The 18360-nt window shown below is 67.9% G+C and carries 15 protein-coding genes; 3 read left to right on the forward strand and 12 right to left on the reverse strand.

What is annotated here, in order from left to right; genetic code table 11:
* Window positions 1–24 precede the first annotated feature (24 nt).
* The 8 genes from mraY to V3W46_RS11710 form a co-directional block, all read right to left on the reverse strand.
* A complete protein-coding gene (mraY, locus tag V3W46_RS11675) occupies window positions 25–1131 on the reverse strand; it encodes a phospho-N-acetylmuramoyl-pentapeptide-transferase (protein WP_331783292.1) in 1107 nt (368 codons plus the stop codon).
* The gene (locus V3W46_RS11680) at window positions 1128–2555 is read right to left on the reverse strand and encodes a UDP-N-acetylmuramoyl-tripeptide--D-alanyl-D-alanine ligase (protein WP_331783293.1); all 1428 of its coding nucleotides are present in this window, start codon (window positions 2553–2555) and stop codon (window positions 1128–1130) included. Before V3W46_RS11680 ends, mraY begins: the two co-directional genes overlap by 4 nt.
* Before the next feature lie 16 nt (window positions 2556–2571).
* Window positions 2572–4068 (reverse strand): Mur ligase family protein, encoded by a 1497-nt coding sequence (locus V3W46_RS11685; RefSeq protein WP_331783294.1) that lies wholly within the window; start codon window positions 4066–4068, stop codon window positions 2572–2574.
* A gap of 103 nt (window positions 4069–4171) precedes the next feature.
* Entirely contained in the window at window positions 4172–5953 is a 1782-nt protein-coding gene (locus V3W46_RS11690; RefSeq protein ID WP_331783295.1) for a peptidoglycan D,D-transpeptidase FtsI family protein, read from the reverse strand.
* Between the two features lie 84 nt (window positions 5954–6037).
* Window positions 6038–6754 (reverse strand): hypothetical protein, encoded by a 717-nt coding sequence (locus V3W46_RS11695; protein ID WP_331783296.1) that lies wholly within the window; start codon window positions 6752–6754, stop codon window positions 6038–6040.
* The gene (gene rsmH, locus V3W46_RS11700; RefSeq protein ID WP_331783297.1) at window positions 6751–7701 is read right to left on the reverse strand and encodes a 16S rRNA (cytosine(1402)-N(4))-methyltransferase RsmH; all 951 of its coding nucleotides are present in this window, start codon (window positions 7699–7701) and stop codon (window positions 6751–6753) included. Before rsmH ends, V3W46_RS11695 begins: the two co-directional genes overlap by 4 nt.
* A 105-nt stretch (window positions 7702–7806) precedes the next feature.
* Entirely contained in the window at window positions 7807–8238 is a 432-nt protein-coding gene (gene mraZ, locus V3W46_RS11705; protein WP_331783298.1) for a division/cell wall cluster transcriptional repressor MraZ, read from the reverse strand.
* Between the two features lie 166 nt (window positions 8239–8404).
* Complete coding sequence (locus V3W46_RS11710; protein WP_331783299.1) at window positions 8405–8848, reverse strand: DUF3040 domain-containing protein; 444 nt, start codon at window positions 8846–8848, stop codon at window positions 8405–8407.
* Between the two features lie 44 nt (window positions 8849–8892).
* On the opposite strand from V3W46_RS11710, the gene V3W46_RS11715 reads away from it, so the two are divergent.
* Complete coding sequence (locus tag V3W46_RS11715) at window positions 8893–10044, forward strand: polyprenyl synthetase family protein (protein ID WP_331783300.1); 1152 nt, start codon at window positions 8893–8895, stop codon at window positions 10042–10044.
* 138 nt (window positions 10045–10182) lie between these two features.
* On the opposite strand, the gene V3W46_RS11720 is transcribed toward V3W46_RS11715, so the two are convergent.
* The gene (locus tag V3W46_RS11720; protein ID WP_331783301.1) at window positions 10183–10524 is read right to left on the reverse strand and encodes an Rv2175c family DNA-binding protein; all 342 of its coding nucleotides are present in this window, start codon (window positions 10522–10524) and stop codon (window positions 10183–10185) included.
* A 162-nt stretch (window positions 10525–10686) separates the two neighbouring features.
* Here V3W46_RS11720 and V3W46_RS11725 point away from each other — a divergent pair, with 162 nt between their 5' ends.
* On the forward strand, window positions 10687–12990 hold the full coding sequence (locus V3W46_RS11725) for a protein kinase domain-containing protein (RefSeq protein ID WP_331783302.1): 2304 nt from the start codon (window positions 10687–10689) through the stop codon (window positions 12988–12990).
* A gap of 6 nt (window positions 12991–12996) precedes the next feature.
* Here V3W46_RS11725 and V3W46_RS11730 read toward each other — a convergent pair whose 3' ends face one another.
* The 3 genes from V3W46_RS11730 to V3W46_RS11740 form a co-directional block, all read right to left on the reverse strand.
* Complete coding sequence (locus V3W46_RS11730) at window positions 12997–14331, reverse strand: class II 3-deoxy-7-phosphoheptulonate synthase (RefSeq protein WP_331783303.1); 1335 nt, start codon at window positions 14329–14331, stop codon at window positions 12997–12999.
* Window positions 14332–14435: 104 nt separating this feature from the next.
* Window positions 14436–15122, reverse strand: coding sequence for a lysophospholipid acyltransferase family protein (locus V3W46_RS11735; RefSeq protein ID WP_331783304.1), 687 nt, complete (start codon window positions 15120–15122; stop codon window positions 14436–14438).
* Window positions 15123–15282: 160 nt separating this feature from the next.
* Complete coding sequence (locus V3W46_RS11740) at window positions 15283–16230, reverse strand: ROK family glucokinase (RefSeq protein ID WP_331783305.1); 948 nt, start codon at window positions 16228–16230, stop codon at window positions 15283–15285.
* 121 nt (window positions 16231–16351) lie between these two features.
* Here V3W46_RS11740 and V3W46_RS11745 point away from each other — a divergent pair, with 121 nt between their 5' ends.
* On the forward strand, window positions 16352–18172 hold the full coding sequence (locus V3W46_RS11745) for an AMP-dependent synthetase/ligase (protein ID WP_331783306.1): 1821 nt from the start codon (window positions 16352–16354) through the stop codon (window positions 18170–18172).
* The last annotated feature ends 188 nt before the right edge of the window (window positions 18173–18360 follow it).

Genomic DNA, 18360 nt, shown 5'->3' on the forward strand with positions numbered 1-18360 from the left:
GGAGCGTATCGAAATCGAACCGAATCACGCTTGCAGAATCCATTCGAGGTAGAAGGCGCCCACACCCGCTGCCACGCAGAGGCCGGCGATGATCCAGAAGCGCACCACGATGGTGACCTCGGCCCAGCCCTTCACCTCGAAGTGGTGGTGCAGAGGGCTGGCGCGCCAGATGCGTTTGCCGCCGGTGAGCCTGAAATAGGTGAGCTGAACGACCACCTGGCCGGCCACGATCACGAAGATGCCGCCGATGAGGATGAGCAGCAGCTCGGTGCGGCTCTCGATGGCCAGGGCGGCCAGGGCGCCGCCGATGGCGAGCGAACCGGTGTCGCCGAGAAAGATCTTGGCAGGGTTCGTGTTCCACCACAGAAAGCCGATCAGCGCGCCGGCGACGGCGGCCGCGATGACGGCGAGATCGAGCGGCTGGTCGACGTTGTAGCACTTGAACGCGACATCCGGGTCGAGGGTCGCACTCTGGCACGACTGGTTCGACTGCCAGAAGCCGATGATCACGAACGAGCCGATGGCCAGAATGGCTGAGCCGGGCGCCAGGCCGTCGAGCCCGTCGGTGAGATTCACCGCGTTCGACGTGGCCATGACGATGAGGATGATCCAGACCAGGAAGGCGACGAACCCGGCGATCAGCACCCAGCCGACCCCGCCGAGGAAGTCGAAGTTCAGGTCGCGCACCACCGAGATGTGCGTCGACACCGGCGTCAGCCCGACGTTGTTCGGAAACTGGATGGCCAGCAGCGCGTACGTGCCGCCGAAGAAGATCTGCCCGGCGAGCTTGGCCTTCGGCCCGAGCCCCAGGTTGCGCTTCTTACGGGTCTTGATGAAGTCGTCGATGAACCCCACGAGACCGAGGCCCACCATGAGGTAGAGCACCAGCAGCACCGAGACCGATGGCGGGTTCTGGGTGATGAGCAGCGCCACGAAGTACCCGAAGAGCACCGCCAGAATGATGACGATGCCACCCATCGTGGGCGTGCCGCGCTTCACCTGGTGCGTGCTCGGACCGTCGATGTTGATGTACTGGCCCCAGGCGAGCCGCTTGAACAACCGGATGAACACCGGCGTCATGAACAGGCTGAAGAGCATCGACAGCCCGCCAGCGGTAATCAGTGTGATCATGCGAAGTGCTCCCCCAGCCTGTCGCCCAGAAAGCGCAGGCCGGCCGAGTTCGACGACTTCACCAGCACCACGTCACCCGGGCGCAGCTCGCTTTCGAGCACAGCATAGGCCTGGTCGGCGTCGTCGAAGAACACAGACTCGCCGTCCCATGATCCTTCGTGGGTGGCGGCCAGGTGCAGGGCGCGCGCGCCCTCGCCCACGACGAAGAGCCGCTCGATGCCGAGCCGCACGATGGTGCGGCCGATGCGGTCGTGCTCCTCGAGCGAGAACTCGCCCAGCTCGCTCATCTCGCCGAGAACGGCGACGCGCCGGATGCCCTCGCCCGAGATCTGGGCGAGGGTCTTCAACCCGGCGAGCATCGAGTCGGGGCTGGCGTTGTAGGCGTCGTTGATGATCGTGACGCCCTGGCTGCCCGCGAGCACCTCCATGCGCCAGTGCTCGGCACGGGTCACCGACTGCAGCGCCGAGACGATCTCGCCGATCGGCACACCCAGGGTGTGTGCGACGGCAGCCGCGGCGAGGGCGTTCATCACGTGGTGCTCGCCGAGCACACTGAAGTTCACGGTCTGCGAGCGGCCGTCGGGCAGGGTGAGGGTGAAGGTCGTGCCCGTCGGCGTGCTGCGCAGATCGGATGCCCGCACATCCGCCCGCGTGTCGAGCCCGAACCACAGCACGTTCGCCCTGGTCTTCTCTGCCATGCCGGCCACGCGGTAGTCGTCGATGTTCAGCACGGCGACGTCGGTCGGCAGCAGGTCGGTGACCATCTCGGTCTTGGTCGCCAGCGTCTTCTCGATGCCGCCGAACTCGCCCGCGTGGGCGAGACCGACCATCAGCACGACACCGATGTCGGGTCGGGCCATGCGCACGAGGCGCGCGATCTCGCCGGGCTTCGACGCCCCCATCTCGGCGACGAGAAACTCGGTGTCGGGTTCGAGCTTCAGCATGGTGAGCGGGGCGCCCACCTCGTTGTTGAACGAATCGCGCGGGGCGATGGTCTCGCCGCGGCGCTCGAGAATCGTGCGCAGCAGGTTCTTCGTGGTGGTCTTGCCGTTCGAACCGGTGATTCCCACGACCTTCAGCAGGCCGAGCTCACGGATGCGGCGCACGACCTCGGTGGCGAGGTCGCCCAGCGCCTGCACCGAGTTCGCCACGACGATCTGCGGAACCGTGAGGTTGTCGAACACCCGCTCGACGATCACGAGCTCCGCCCCGCTCTCGATGGCGGCCGGAACGTAGAGGTGCCCATCGCTGAACTCGCCGGGCTTCGCAACGAAAATACCGCCGGGCACGATCTCGCGCGAGTCGGTGTCGACGGTGCCGCTAACGATCGTCGACTCGGAGACGCCCTCCTGCACGGCGTGGTCGCCGAGCACCAGGGTGCCACCGGTGATGCGGGCCACCTCGTCGAGTGTGAGATCAAGCATGTGAGTCCTGCATCGTCTAGAGCCATCCGAATTCGTGCAGCGCGTGGCGCGCGTCGTCTCTGGCCGAATAGGGAAGGTGTTCCCCGCCGACCTCGTGGTAGTCCTCGTGCCCCGGCCCGGCATACAGAATCACATCGTCGGCCGTCGCCAGGCCGAGCGCCGTGCGGAAGGCCGTGCGCGGGTCGGCGACCTCGTGCACCTCGCGCCCGGGCACGGCGGCCCGTGCTGCGTCGACGAGCACCCTGCGAATCGCCGCCGGGTCTTCGGTTCGCGGGTGGAAGTCGGTGATCACGACCACGTCGGAGAGCCGGGCGGCGATCTGCCCCATCTCTTCGCGTTTGCTGGGGTCGCGGTCGCCGTCGGCACCGAACAGCATGATGATGCGGCCGTCGGTCACCCGGCGCAGCGAGTCGAGAGTGCTCGTGAACGCGTCGGGGCTGTGGCCGTAGTCGATGAACACGGCCGGGCCCGAGTTCTCGATGCGCTCGGCGCGACCCGGAATGTAGACCCGGATTCCGCCGTCGCGGTCGAGAACGTTCTTGATGGCCGAGAGCTCGATGCCCGACTCGACGAGCATCACGATCGCCAACGCGGCATTCTCGGCCATGTGCCGACCGAGCACCGGAATCGAGGTCGTGAGGCTCTGGTCGTCGGGGCCGCTGAGAATGAAGCGCGTCTCGTCGATCGTCTCGCGCAGCAGCGCGGCGTACCAGTCGGCGGGGCGCCCCGGGTAGGTCGAGAGGGTGACGACCGGAATCGCCGCTCGTCTGGCCAGCCGCACACCCCACTCGCCGTCGTTGATGACGACGCCGCGGCGCGCACGCTCGGGCGTGAACAGCGGCACCTTCGCCTCGAAGTAGGCCTGCATGGTGCCGTAGTCGTCGAGGTGGTCGTGCGTGAGATTCGTGAACCCGACGACGTCGAACACGATTCCGTCGACACGGTGGCGGGTGAGCGCCTGCGCCGACACTTCGATGACGACCGCCTCGGCCTTCGCCTCCGCCATGCGGGCGAGCAGGCCGTGCACCTCGGTGGCCTCGGGCGTGGTCAGGGCGCTGGTCATGGCGAGGTCGCCGATGCGGCGCTCGGCGGTCGTGCTGATGCCGGCGAGGATGCCCAGCTGCCGCAGAATCGCCTCGAGGATGTACGAGACGCTGGTCTTGCCGTTGGTTCCGGTGACGCCGAAGAGCGTGGGCGGGTACTCGGCCGTGCCGTAGACCCAGGCCGAAAGGGCACCGAGGGAGGCTCGGGGGTCGGGGGTGACCAGCACGGGCAGGCCGCTTCGGGCCGCGAGGGCCTGGCCCCGGGCATCCGTCACGATGGCGACGGCGCCCTTGGCCCTGGCGTCACCCGCGAACTGCGCACCGTGCGCGTGCACCCCGGCGAGACCCACGTAGAGGTCGCCCGGCTGCACCTGCTTCGACGACAGGGTGATGCCCGTCACCACGAGGCCCCCGAGCGCAGACCGCTCTCCGGTCACGTCGAGGTCGAAGTGCGAGACCAGGTCGGTCACTGATCGGGCGGTCGGGTGCGAAGGCCGAAGAGCATTCAGTTGACCTGAACTCGTCACCTGGCTCCTTGTGTTTCGTGTCGTGCTCGGCGTGCTCGCTGTGCGATCAATAGGTGGTGGGCAGGTCGACGGCCGGGGTGGTCGAAGGCAGTACCCGGTACTTCTGCAGCACCTGCGCCATGATCTTCTGGAACACGGGAGCTGCGGCCGAACCGTCCTCAATCGTAACGGGCTTCATGAGGTTGACCGAAACGACGTACTGCGGCGCCTCGGCCGGGGCGAGGCCGGCGACCGACGTCAGATACCCGCCGCCGTAGGCGCCCTCGCCGTTGCTGACCTCTGCGGTACCCGTCTTGGCGGCGATGTTGTAGCCAGGAATCTTCAGCAGGCTGGCCGCGTAGCCCCCCTCGACGACGCTCTGCATCATGTTGACGGTCTGCTGTGCGGCGTCGGCCGAGATGACCTGTTCGCCCTGGGTCGACGGAACCTCGGTCGTGCTGCCGTCGGCCTGCTTGCAGCCGGAGACGAGCTGCACGGGCATCCTGACGCCCCCGTTGCCGAGGGTCTGGTAGATGCTCGCGACCTGGGCGGCGGTGGTCGTGATGCCCTGGCCGAACGAGCTGTTGTAGAGGGTCTGTTCGTCCCAGGCGTTCGGGTCGCCGAGGATGCCCTCGGATTCGCCGGGAAAGTCGACCTCGGTCTTCTCGCCGAGGTGGAACTTCTTCATGTAGTCGTAGCGCTGCTGGGTCGTCAGCATCGCGGAGAGAATCGAGATGCCGACGTTCGACGACTGCTGGATGACGCCGGTCAGGGTCCAGGGTTCGGGGTCGTGCACCTCGGAGTCGGTGATGACCGCTCCCCCGGGTGACTTGTACTTGTACGGCGTCAGCACCTGGGAGGCCGGCGTGGCCTTGCCTGCGTCGATCAGCGCAGCGGCCGACTCCGACTTGAACGTCGAACCGGGCTCGAAGGGATCGCTGAACGCGATCGCGCCCCAGTAGTTGGGGTCGGTGGCGTCGAGGTTGTTCGGGTCTGCCGTCGGGTACTGGGCGACGGTGAGCAGTTTGCCGGTCTTGACCTCTTCGACGACGACGCTGCCCCACTCGGCGCCGGTGGCGATGACCTGCTGCGCCAGCACCTGCTGCGAGAAGTACTGCAGGTCACTGTCGATCGTGGTCTCGACGGTTCCCCCGTCGACGGGCTGCTTGTCGACGACGAGGGTGTTCGGAATGGCGACGCCGTCGGCGCCCTTCTCGTAGGTCTGCTCGCCGTCAGAGCCGGCGAGGCACTGGTTCTGGCCGGCCTCGAGCCCGCCCGTTCCGGTGACGGCGCCGGTGCTGTCGGTGCCCATGTAGCCCACCAGGTTGCCGGCCACGCTGCCGTTCGGGTAGACGCGCTGCGGGTCGGTCTCGTAGTAGAGCCACGGTATCTGCAGCGCCTTGATGGCGTTGTACTGGTCGAGCGTCACGTCTTTGATGATGAGCGCATACGACGAGCTGGGGTCTGCGGTCAGCAGGCCGTACACGACGTCGGCGGTCTGCCCGGTGATGGCGGCGATCTCGGCGGCGGCCTGCACGGGTGTCACGTCGGCCTCGGCCGCCCCGGTCGTCGGGTCGAGTGGAGTGAAATCCGCCACATCGACGGGCGACGCGGTGACGGTGTACCTGATCACGGTGGTGGCCAGCACGACCCCGTTCGCGTCGACGATGTCGCCGCGCGGGCCGTAGATCGACTGCGGCACAGAGAGGGTGTCATAGGCCTGTTGGTTCAGCGAGTCGGCCTGCACCACCTGGATGTCGACCAGCCGAACGACCAGCACGGCCACGATGGCCGTGATCACGAGAATGGAGACCGCTATGCGGTTTCGCGTCGATCGGGCGGAAGTCACGAATACAGGTCCTCGCGGTGCGTGTTCAGTCGGTGGATCGGTGCCGCCGGCGGCGTCAGGGGCATCGGCCCTGCGAGCGTCGGCTCAGTGCGTGGTCGGCGACGGGAGGTCACCCGACCACGCTACTGTCGGGGTGCTGCCGGCGGCCGCAGGCGCGCTCGGCGTGGTGGCAGCCTGAGTGCCCGCTGTGGCCGCGGGGGCGGTGGCCGGCGGGGTGGCGCCCGCTGCTGTCGCTGCTGCCGACGCCGCGGCCGCTGCTGCCGACGCCGCGGCCGCCGCGGTCACCGCGTTCGGCACGAGCGACGACTGGCCGCCCGTGAAGGTGCCAGCGCCGGCGCTCGCGGCCTTGGGCGTGCCCAGCACCGCGCCGTCGGAGAGCCGCAGGTACACAGGGTTGGCGCTGCTGACCATGCCGAGCGTCTCCGCGCTGGCGGCCAGGTTCTGCGGCGACGACAGACCGTCGAGCTTCTCCTGCAGCGAGGCGTTGGTGCGGTCGAGGTCTTTCTGCTGCGACTGCAGCGACTCGATCTGGTAGGCGCCGTTCGAGAGCCCGACGCTCAGCAGCAGCTGCGTCACGACGATCGCGAGCACGCCCACGATGACGACCGCGGCGTACGCCAGCTTCGGCTTGCGGCGGCGCAGCACCAGGTTCGACGCAAGGGTGAGGCGAGACCGGATGCCCGAGCCGCCGCCCGCCGACGGCAGATCGTCGAACGGGTCGCCGTACGGGTCTGACGCGAACGGGTCTGCGGCAGTGCTCTGCCGGCCGGCGGGGTACCGCGAAGGGGCGACGCTCGTCATGCTGCTCTCACTCGTTCGGCCGCGCGCAGTCGCACGGGGGTCGACCTGGGGTTGGAGGCCTTCTCGTCATCGGTGGCGAGTTCGGCGCCGCGAACGAGCAGGCGCAGTTTCGCCTGGTGTTCGGGGAGTTCGACGGGCAGGCCCGGCGGGGTGGTGGAGGTGGTGGCTGCGTGCAGGGCCCGCTTCACGATGCGATCTTCGAGCGACTGGTACGAGAGCACGACCATGCGGCCGCCCAGGGCGAGCACATCGATGGCAGCAGGAATCGCGCGCTCGAGTGCGACGAGCTCCTGGTTCACCTCGATGCGCAGCGCCTGGAAGACCCGCTTGGCCGGGTGCCCCTGGCGGGAGATGGCGGCGGGGGTCGCCTTCTGCAGCAGGTCGACGAACTGGGCCGAGCTGGTGAGCCGATTCTCGACCCGCTTCTCGACGATGCGGCGGGCATAGCGCGCGGCGAGACGCTCTTCGCCGTACTCCCAGAAGATGCGGCGCAGTTCTGCCTCGCTGTAGTCGGCGAGCACGGTCTCGGCCGTCAGCTCTGCCGTGCTGTCCATGCGCATGTCGAGCGGGGCGTCTTTCGAGTAGGCGAAGCCGCGCGAGGCTTGGTCGAGCTGCATCGACGAGACGCCCAGATCGAAGAGGATGCCCTGCACCTCTGTGTAGCCGAGGCCCTGCAGGGCATCCTGAATCTCGTCGTAGACGCAGTGCACGAGCCTGGCGCGCTCACCGAAGGGTGCCAGCCGCTCGCCGGCGAGTCGGAGAGCCTCGGGGTCACGGTCGAGACCGACGACGGTGAGGTTCGGAAAGCGGGTGAGCAGCGCCTCGGTGTGGCCGCCGAGACCGAGGGTGGCGTCGACGAGCACGGCACCGGGTTCGCCGATGGCGGGGGCGAGCAGCTCGATGGTGCGGTCGAGCATGACGGGTACGTGGATCTTGGTGACGTCCATAGGGAGTCGGGCTGCGATCTGTCTTCCCTGATCCCCATCCATTCCTGACCTGGCACCGGGGAAGTGTGTCAGGGCCGAACGGCTGGGAGTCACAGAAGACGATCGCTAGAACAGCCCGGGAATCACCTCCTCCTCGGTGTCGGCGAACGCGGCTTCCTGCTCGGCGAGGTAGGTCTCCCAGGCCTTGGCATCCCAGATCTCGGCCCGGCTGCCCGCGCCGATGACGACGAGCTCGCGCTCGAGGCCGGCGTAGCTGCGAAGTGGTGCCGGCACAGTGACCCGGTGCTGGCTGTCGGGGTTCTCCGCGCTCGCGCCAGACAAGAAGACGCGGAGGTAGTCACGCGCCTGCTTGCTGGTCACGGGTGCTTGGCGGATCTTTTCGTGCAGGGATTCGAACTCCCGCGCGCTGAAGACGTAGATGCAGTGCTCCTGCCCGCGTGTCATGACGACACCGTTGGCGAGCTCGTCGCGGAACTTGGCGGGGAGGATGATGCGCCCCTTGTCGTCGAGCTTGGGGGCATAGGTGCCAAGAAACATGGTGCCTCCCCCTCATTTCCGGCCAGACTGTGGGTGCTCCTCCACTTTACTCCACTTTGCCCCACTTAACAACGACTTCCCTCCACCTCTCCCCCACCGCCTCCCTTTCGGGCACAAAAAAAGACCGGCCCGAAGGCCGGTCTTCTTCTCGTGAAAGGGCTTGGAGCTACTCGCTCTTGTCGTTGCGGTCATCCCAGCGGTCGTTCAACCTGTCCATCAAGCCGGGCTTCGCCGCCTGCGGCGACCCCTTCGACGAACGCGGGCGTGAACGGCCCCCGATGAGCTTCGCGGGTCGCAGGGCGACCAGCACGCCGGTGAACATCACGACGAAACCCAGGATTCCCACGATGGGTGCGTGCAGCAGCACACCGACGATCACAACAGCGAGACCGACGATGGCGAGCAGCACACCGAGAACGAGGGAACCGTAATTCAATCGACCCCTGCCACCGCCGACGGCCGACACGAAATCGGCGTCGTTGTGGTAGAGACTGCGCTCCATCTCATCGAGGAGCTTTTGCTCTTGCTCCGAAAGCGGCATCTTCTTCACCTCAGGCTCGGGATCGACGGTGATCGCACCTGATGAAGGGCTGCGCCACTGAACGACCATCTCACGGCAAATCTTACTGCGCACTCTGTAGCTAGGCTAGGCGCGTGACCGAAAGCACACACCTGACGAAGCTCATCGATTCTCGAATCATGAACTTCATCACAGACCGTGAACCCATTCTCGTCGCAATCGCGCCCGAATTGGCCACTTTCGCCGATTTCTCTCGTGATCTTCTCAGCGGGGGCAAGCGCTTTCGGGCACAGTTCGGCTATTGGGGCTGGCGCAGCGTCGCCGACCTCGATCTGCACGCCGATTCCGCCGCCGAGGCGGGCTCGCCGGCGGCCGCCGAGAACGAATTCGCCGCCCTCGTCGAGCTCTGCACCGGGCTCGAATTCTTCCACGCCGCCGCGCTCGTGCACGACGACATCATCGACAAGTCCGACACCCGGCGCGGCCTTCCCGCTGCCCACCGCCGGTTCGAGTCGCTGCACCACGACAGCGGCTACACCGGCGACGCCGAAGACTACGGCCGGGCGAGCGCGCTGCTGATGGGCGACCTGCTGCTGGCGTTCAGCGAAGAGCTCGTGGGGCAGGCACTGCAGCTGCTCGACGGCGGGGCCGCGGGGAGTGCCCGGCGGGCATCCGTCGCCACCCGCCTCGAGTTCAACCGCATGCGCACCGAGGTGACGCTCGGCCAGTACCTCGACATTCTCGACGAGAACGCCTGGCCCGTGGTGCCCGAGAACGAACTGCTCGCCCGCGCCGAACGGGTGATCGTCTACAAGTCGGCGAAGTACAGCGTCGAGGCTCCCCTCGTGCTCGGCGCCCGGCTGCACGGGGCGACCGATGCCGCCGTCGACTCGCTGCGGGCCTTCGGGCTGCCGCTCGGCATCGCCTTCCAGTTGCGGGATGACCTGCTGGGCGTGTTCGGCGATGCGCAGAAGACCGGCAAACCCTCTGGCGACGACCTGCGCGAGGGCAAGCGCACCGTTCTCGTGGCGCTCACCCGGCAGACGCTCTCGCCCGGAGCCAAGCGGCTCTTCGACGAGCTGCTCGGCGACCCCGGGCTCGGGCCCGAGCAGATCTCGATGCTGCAGGCCACCATCTCAGACAGTGGCGCGGCCGACCGGGTCGAGCAGCTGATCGCCCAGCACTCCGACGATGCGCTGCACGCGCTGTCGGTGGCGCCGCTCGCCGAGCCGGCGAAACTGCAGCTGGCCGCCCTGGCCACCCGCATCACCCAGCGCGACGCCTGAGCGTTCGGCCGCCGGCGGCGAATCGAGCACTGCGCTCGGGCCGGCCTTGAGACGAACGCGTTCGCCCGCCGGGGCAGACGAAGCAATAAGACTTGAGACGAACGCGTTCGCCCGCCGGGTGCGGGCGAAGCAATGAGATCAGAGCAGCGCCTGGGCGATCCGCCGCACCTCGGCCTTGCGCCCGGCGAGCAGCGCGTCGATGGGCGCCGCGTCGAGCGACGACTCGGGTTCGAGCAGCCACTGCATGATCTCGTCGTCGGAGAAGCCGATGTCGCCGAGCAGGATGATCGTGCCCTTCAGTTCGCTGAGGGGCTGGTCGCCCGCGAGAAAGACGTCGGGAACAGACAACACGCCGTCGCGCCGCACTGCCACGAGCGAGCGGTCTTCGATCAGCTTGCGCACCTTGCCGGGCGTGATGCCCAGCCGGTCAGACAGATCGGGAATGGTCAGCCAGGTTCTGGCAGATGTTGTGTCACTCACACCACAAGACTGCCATGCTGAGCCGGGTCGGTCATACCCCGAGACGATTCCGGCCCGCGGTGCGACAATGCACGGGCGACCGCGGGTCTCGATTCGGTAGCGCTGTGCGATCGTACGGTGTCGATACAGGGATTGAGAGAGTTCGCCTTTTAGACTACGGGCGTGACCAGCGCGCCCACCGACCCCATGCTCGACCGTCTCGTCGACGGCCGATACCAGGTCGTGTCACGCATCGCCCGGGGCGGCATGGCCACCGTGTACGTCGCCAACGATCTGCGGCTCGACCGGCGCGTGGCCATCAAGATCATGCACGGCCACCTCGCCGACGACGAGGCGTTTCGCGACCGCTTCGTGCAGGAGGCCCGCTCGGCGGCCCGGCTCTCGCACCCGAACGTGGTCAGCGTGTTCGACCAGGGCCAGGAGGGCGAGACCGCCTACCTCGTCATGGAGTACCTGCCCGGCATGACGCTGCGCGACCTGCTGAAAGACTACGGCCGCCTCACCACCGAGCAGACGCTCGACATCATGGAGGCGGTGCTCGGCGGCCTCGCCGCCGCGCACAAGGCGGGCATCGTGCATCGCGACGTGAAACCCGAGAACGTTCTGCTGGCCGACGACGGCCGCATCAAGATCGGCGACTTCGGCCTCGCCCGGGCGGCCACCGCGAACACGGCCACCGGCAAGGCGCTGCTCGGCACGATCGCCTACCTCTCGCCCGAGCTGCTCACGCGCGGCGTGGCCGATGCCCGCAGCGACATCTACGCCTCGGGAATCATGATGTACGAGATGCTCGTCGGCGAGCAGCCCTACCGCGGCGAGCAGCCGATGCAGATCGCCTTCCAGCACGCCAACGAGACGGTGCCCGCGCCGAGCCTGAAGAACCCGCAGATCTCGCCCGAGGTCGACGCGCTCGTCATCTGGGCCACCTCGCGCAACCCCGACGAGCGCCCGCACGACGCGCGGGTGCTGCTCGAAGAGCTGCTCGAGACCGAGACGGCAGAGGCGGCATCCGTAGCGGCGCCCGCAGCACTGCTGCGCACCTCGGTGCTGCCCCGGCTCGGGGCGACCGGCCGTGTCTCCGGTGTGGGCGGTGCGGGTGGCGGCGGTGCGGTTGCCGGCGGTGCGGTTGCCGGCGGTGCGGCCATCGCCGAGTCTGCCCGGTCGACGACGGATGACCTGGGTGACGGCTTCGACACCGAACTGGTGAACGCCGAGACCGTCGTGCTGCGGCCGAAGAAGCCGCGCCGGTTCGGCCGCGCCGGTGCTGTCGCCGGTATCGTCGGCGGCGCTGTCGCCGGTGGCGCCGCGGGTGCCGCGGGTACCGCGGGCGCGACGGCATTCGCCGGGAGTGCCCCTGCGGCCGCCCCTGCTGTTTTTGCGGCTGCGGCCGCCCCTGCCGTTCCCGCGCCTGCGGGCTTCGCCGCCGCCTCGGTGATCGAGGCTCCCCCGGCCGAGCGGGCGCGCTCCGCCGGGCTGTCGACGGCCAGCGGCTACACCACGACCGCAGCACCGTCTCTGCCCCGGCCGACGACCGCGGTCGACACCCTGGCCGCCCGTGGCCGGCGCCGGCGCAAGCGCGGCTGGTGGATCGTCGCCCTCGTTCTGGTGCTGGTCGCCGCGGGCGGCGGAACCGGCTGGTACTTCAGCTCGGGCCCCGGCGGCCAGGTGACTCTTCCGGCGGTTGCGGCGGGGGCCGATCCGGCTGCGGTCGCCGCCCAGCTCACGGCGCTCGGCCTCACCACGACCTCGGCCACGGCGAACTCGCCCACCGTGCCGCCGGGTGCGGTCATCGACACCGACCCGGCCGGCGGGTCATCCGTTCTCAACGGGTCGAGCGTGGCCATCGTCACCTCGATCGGGCCGGCCCAGCTGCCCGTACCCACCTTCGCCGGGTTGTCGGAGGCCGACGCGAACGCGGCCGCGACCACCGCCCAGTTCACCGTGGCGCCGGGCTCGACCCAGTTCTCGTCAGACGTGGCCCAGGGCGTCGTGATCACGGCGTTCGGAGCCGACAACCAGCCGCTCGGCGCCACCTACGGCGACCAGCAGCCGGTGCACTTTCTCGTGTCGCTGGGCGCCGTGCCCAACGTCGACGGAATGTCGGCCGATGACGCGAACGCCGCCCTCGTGGCGGTCGGACTGGTGTCGAGCGTGAGTTCGACCGACTACAGCGACTCGGTCGCGTCGGGCGACGTCATCTCGCACGCCGTGCCGGCCGACCCCGTGCTGACCGGCGCGACCATCACACTGCAGGTGTCGAAGGGCCCGGAGCCCACCGTTCCCGACGTGTCGGGCCAGTCGTGGAGCAAGGCGAAGGCCGCGTTGCAGGCGGCAGGATTCACCCTCGCCTACAACCAGCTCGCCGACCTGGCGCCCGACGCGTTCAGCGTCAGCGGCACCGACCCGGCGCCCGGCACCCGCGCCCCCGGCGGCACCAAGGTCGCCGTCAGCTTCGCCGGCTTCTGACCCGGCTCAGAGGCGGGCGTTGCGCAGTTCTTCGGCGACCAGGAAGGCCAGCTCAAGCGACTGCATATGGTTGAGGCGCGGGTCGCAGAGCGACTCGTAGCGGGTCTCGAGGGTGTGCTCGTCGATGTGCTCCGAACCGCCGAGGCACTCGGTGACGTCGTCGCCGGTGAGCTCGACGTGAATGCCGCCCGGATGCGTTCCCGCCGCCCGATGAGCCTCGAAGAAGCCCTTGACCTCGTCGACCACGTCGTCGAAACGACGGGTCTTGTAGCCGTTCGGCGTGGTGAGTCCGTTGCCGTGCATCGGGTCGGTGACCCAGAGCGGAGTGGCGTCGCTCGACTTGATCGCCTCGAGCAGGGGTGGCAGGGCATCCCGGATCTTGCCCGCACCCATCCGCGTGATGAAGGTCAGCCGGCCGGGCTCACGATTCGGGTCGAGCTTGTCGATGAGCCGCAGCATGTCGTCACCGCTGGTCGACGGGCCGAGCTTCACGCCGATGGGGTTGCGCACCCGCGATAGGAAGTCGACGTGTGCGCCGTCGAGGTCACGCGTGCGCTCGCCGATCCACTGGAAGTGGCTCGACGTGTTGTACGGCGTACCGGTGCGTGAGTCGATGCGGGTCATCGGGCGTTCGTAGTCGAACAGCAGCGCTTCGTGCGCGGTGTAGAACTCGGTGCGCTTCAACGCCTCGAAGTCGGCGCCGCAGGCGATCATGAACCGGATGGCCCGGTCGATCTCGCGGGCTAGGTCTTCGTAACGCGCGTTGGCCGGGTTCGACGTGAAGCCCTTGTTCCACTGGTGCACCTCGCGCAGGTCGGCGAACCCGCCCTGCGTGAAGGCACGGATGAGGTTCAGCGTCGACGCTGAGGTGTGGTAGCCGGCGACCAGTCGCGCAGGATCGGCTGCACGCGACTCGGGCGTGAAGTCGTAGCCGTTCACGATGTCGCCGCGGTACGCGGGCAGCGTGACGCCGTTGCGCGTCTCGGTGTCGCTCGACCGGGGCTTGGCGAACTGCCCGGCCATGCGGCCCATCTTGATGACGGGCATCGAGGCGCCGTAGGTCAGCACGACGGCCATCTGCAGCACCGTCTTGATGCGGTTGCGAATCTGGTCGGCGGTGGCTCCGGCGAAGGTCTCGGCGCAGTCGCCGCCCTGCAGCAGGAAGGCGTGGCCCGAGGCGGCGTCGGCCAGGCGCGAGCGAAGGGTGTCGACCTCGCCGGCGAAGACGAGGGGTGGCAGCACAGAGAGCTGCGCCGAGGCCGCCTCGACCGCTGAGCGGTCGGGCCACTGCGGCTGCTGCTTGGCCACCAGAGTGCGCCAATAGTCCAGACCGTCGATCACACTAGGCTCGGCCTCGATGACACGTTCGGATAGATCTATCACAGCAACACTTTTTCGTCGGGTTCTGATGGGTGGGTTCTGGTCGTGCGGGTTCGAAGCGGTCGTCAGCGAGCGACGGGCGCGCGCTTCTCTTTGACCGAAGTCGCATAGACATCGGAGTATTCCTGACCACTGATGCGATGCAGCTCATACATGATCTCATCGGTGATCGACCGCAGCACGTACCGGTCAGACTCCATGCCCTCGAACCTAGAGAAATCTAGCGGCTCGCCGAAGACGATGCCAACCCGGCGGATTCTGATCGGCTGCCCGACGCTCATCACCTTGTCGGTGTCGATCATGGCGACGGGGATGATCGGCACCCCCGCCTCGAGCGCCATGCGTGCGATGCCCGTGCGACCCCGGTACAGCTTCGCGTCGGGGCTGCGCGTGCCCTCGGGGTAGATGCCGAGCAGGTCGCCCTTGCCGAGCACCTCGAGCCCCGTGTTCAGCGATGCCTCAGAGGCCTTGCCGCCCGAACGGTCGATGGGCAGCTGGCCGGTCGCGGTGAAGAACAGCCGAACCAGGGCACCCTTGATGCCCTTGCCTGTGAAGTACTCGCTCTTGGCCAGAAAGGCGATGCGGCGGTGCATCATCAGAGGGAGGAAGACCGAGTCGGCGAACGACAGGTGATTGCTGGCCAGAATGGCGCCACCCGCCTTCGGGATGTTTTCGGCGCCACGAACCCACGGCCGGAACAGGGTTTTTACGATCGGCCCCGCGACCAGGTATTTCATGAACCAATAAAACATCGTCGTCTTTCTGCAGTGAAGTCGATTGTACTGGGTACGGCAGAGGGCCGGTTTCGATACGCGCCGCTGCGCGACGCTACTCAACCAGCGCCGGTTGAGTAGCGGGGCGCGCAGCGCGCCGCGTATCGAAACCCGCGCCGCACGAGTACCCGCGGCCGCCCTAGACCGACTCTGCATAGATGCGTGCAAGGTCGGCGGCACCGACCACTCCCGCATCGTTGACCAGCTCGGCGATGCGGAACTCGGGTTCGGGGTGGAACCCGCGGGCGGGCAGCACGTCGAGGTACGCGGCCCTGATGGGGTCGAGCAGCAGGTCGCCGGCCTGCGCCACTCCCCCGCCGATCACGAACAGCTGCGGGTCGAGCACCGCCCCGAGGCTGGCGGCCGCCTGGCCGAGCCAGTGGCCGAGCGTGCGCAGGGCGAGCAGTGCGCCGGGATCGCCGGCCTGGATGAGGTCGCTGACGTCGAGCCCGGTGAGCGTTCCGACGCGGCCACGAACCTCGGCCAGGCCGATGCCGATTCCGCCCGCATCGGCGAGCTCGTTGGCGGTGCGCAACAGGGCCCGGCCCGAACCGTACTGCTCGATGCATCCCCTCGCCCCGCAGCCGCAGGGCAGGCCGTCGGGCACGACGCGCATGTGGCCGAGTTCGGCGGCCGCCCCGAAGCCGCCGCGGAAGAGCTTGTCGCCCGACACGATCGCGCCGCCGACGCCCGTTCCGATCGTCAGGATCACCATGTCGCTGACCAGCCGCCCCGCTCCGAACCGGAATTCGGCCCAGCCCGCCGCGTTCGCGTCGTTCTCGATGATGATGTGTTTGTGCAGGCGCTGCTCGAGCTTCTCGCGAAACGGCTCGTTGCGCCAGTTGATGTTGGGGGCGTAGTAGACGATCGACTGCGATGCGTCGATGAAGCCCGCGGCGGCGACGCCGACGGCCGTGACCTCGGTGCCCTCAGAGAGTCGCTCGACCATGGCGACGACCGCGTCTTCGATGAGCTGCGGATTGCTGGCCGACGTCGGCTGGCGATCTGAGCGCAGAATGTTGCCCAGCTCGTCGACGAGCGCGCCCGCGATTTTGGTTCCGCCAATGTCGATTCCGATGGCTTGCACAGTTCATCATTACGCACCCGCGGCCCGGCGTCGAATCTGATTGGGAATGCACGCGCCGAGAGAGCCTCAACACCGGCCCGGGTAGACTTGGCGGCACGTAATCGAAGGAGTTGCCGTGGACATGTTCGTCGCCCCTGCGGTTGTAGAGGCCGATCCCGAGGCAAATACGACCGATCTGCTCATCAAGCGCGTCGAGCTCGCCCCGAACGAGCCGCTGTTCGCTCTGCCGGCGAAAGACGGCGGCTGGAACGACGTGACCGCCGCCGAGTTCCTGGCCGAAGTGCGCGCCCTGGCGAAGGGCCTGATCGCCGCCGGCATCGAGCCCGGCGACAAGATCGGCCTGATGTGCCGCACCCGCTACGAGTGGACCCTGATCGACTTCGCCACCTGGTTCGCCGGTGCCGTTCTCGTGCCCGTCTACGAGACCTCCTCGCCGTCGCAGGTGCAGTGGAGTCTCAGCGACTCGCAGGCGACCGCCGTGATTCTCGAGACTCCCGACCACTTCGCGCGCTTCGACGAGGTGCACCCCGACCTCCCGCTCATCGAGAAAGTGTGGCAGATCGACCTCGGCGATCTGAACAAACTGGTGGCCGGCGGCGTGGCGGTCACAGACGACGAGGTCGAACGCCGTCGCACGCTCGCCAAGGGCACCGACCTCGCCACGCTCATCTACACGTCGGGCACGATGGGCAAGCCGAAGGGCTGCATCCTGACGCACTCGAACTTCGTGGAGCTCTCACGCAATGCCGCGGTGAAGCTCAGCGACGTGGTGCACCCGGGCGCATCCACTCTGCTCTTCATCACGACCGCCCATGTGTTCGCCCGGTTCATCGCCATCATCTGCGTGCACGCGGGAGTCAAGGTGGGGCACCAGGCCGACACGAAGCAGCTGCTGCCGGCCCTCGGCTCGTTTCGGCCGACCTTTCTGCTGGCGGTGCCGCGCGTGTTCGAGAAGGTCTACAACTCGAGTGAGCAGAAGGCCGAGGGCGACGGCCGCGGCAAGATCTTCCGGGCGGCGGCCGCTGTGGCGATCGCGCACTCCGAGTCACTGGATGCCGGGCACACGCCGCTCGGCCTGAAGCTCAAGTTCGCGCTGTACGACCGCCTGGTCTACTCGAAGCTGCGGGCCGCGCTGGGCGGGCGCACGAAGTACGCCGTGTCGGGCTCGGCCCCGCTCGGACACCGCCTGGGGCACTTCTACCGCAGCCTCGGCATCACGATTCTCGAGGGCTACGGGCTCACCGAGACCACGGCGCCGGCCACGGTGAACCTCGTCGACCAGTTCAAGATCGACACCGTCGGTCCGCCGCTGCCCGGGGTGGGCATCCGCATCGCCGACGACGGCGAGATCCAGGTGTCGGGCGTCAACGTGTTCGCCGGGTACTGGAACAACGAGAAGGCTACCGCCGAGGCGATGGACGGCGAGTGGTTCAAGACGGGCGACCTGGGGTCGCTCGACGCCGACGGCTTCCTGACCATCACCGGCCGCAAGAAGGAGATCATCGTGACGGCCGGCGGCAAGAACGTGGCGCCCGCCGTGCTCGAAGACCCCATTCGCGCGAACCCGCTGGTGGGCCAGGTGATCGTGGTAGGTGATCAGAAGCCGTTCATCTCGGCGCTGGTCACGCTCGACACCGAGATGCTGCCGGTGTGGCTCGGCAACAACGGCCAGAAGTCAGACCTCACGCTCGACGAGGCGTCACAGAACCCGGCCGTGCTCGCCGAGATTCAGAAGGCGGTGGATGCCGCGAACAAGCTGGTCTCGCGCGCCGAGTCGATTCGCAAGTTCGTGGTGCTGCCGGTCGACCTCACCGAGGAGTCGGGCCACCTCACGCCGAAGCTCACCATCAAGCGCGCCGTGATCGTGAAGGACTACGCCGACACGATCGACCGCATGTACACGTCGGCCCCCGCAACAGAGTCGATCTCGCTGCAGCACTGACGGGCGCGGGGGTTGCGGTACGCGGCGCTTCGCGTCGCTACGCCGGTTGAGTAGCGCGCAGCGCGTATCGAAACCTGCACACGTCGGGGTTTCGATACGCGACGCTCCGCGCCGCTACTCAACCAGCGCCCCCGCCGCCGCGCCGCCGGTTGAGTAGCGCGCAGCGCGTATCGAAACCTGCACACGTC

Origin of the sequence: Subtercola sp. YIM 133946 (assembly GCF_036553535.1) — a bacterium.
Lineage (GTDB): Bacteria > Actinomycetota > Actinomycetes > Actinomycetales > Microbacteriaceae > Subtercola.

What these genes read in the sequence shown, in the direction of transcription:
- V3W46_RS11680 (WP_331783293.1), bottom strand. Translation starts at nt 2,555, where the DNA reads ATGCTTGATCTCACACTCGACGAGGTGGCCCGCATCACCGGTGGCACC.
- V3W46_RS11710 (WP_331783299.1), bottom strand. Translation starts at nt 8,848, where the DNA reads ATGGTCGTTCAGTGGCGCAGCCCTTCATCAGGTGCGATCACCGTCGAT.
- rsmH (WP_331783297.1), bottom strand. Translation starts at nt 7,701, where the DNA reads ATGGACGTCACCAAGATCCACGTACCCGTCATGCTCGACCGCACCATC.
- mraY (WP_331783292.1), bottom strand. Translation starts at nt 1,131, where the DNA reads ATGATCACACTGATTACCGCTGGCGGGCTGTCGATGCTCTTCAGCCTG.
- V3W46_RS11695 (WP_331783296.1), bottom strand. Translation starts at nt 6,754, where the DNA reads ATGACGAGCGTCGCCCCTTCGCGGTACCCCGCCGGCCGGCAGAGCACT.
- V3W46_RS11735 (WP_331783304.1), bottom strand. Translation starts at nt 15,122, where the DNA reads ATGTTTTATTGGTTCATGAAATACCTGGTCGCGGGGCCGATCGTAAAA.
- V3W46_RS11745 (WP_331783306.1), top strand. Translation starts at nt 16,352, where the DNA reads ATGTTCGTCGCCCCTGCGGTTGTAGAGGCCGATCCCGAGGCAAATACG.
- mraZ (WP_331783298.1), bottom strand. Translation starts at nt 8,238, where the DNA reads ATGTTTCTTGGCACCTATGCCCCCAAGCTCGACGACAAGGGGCGCATC.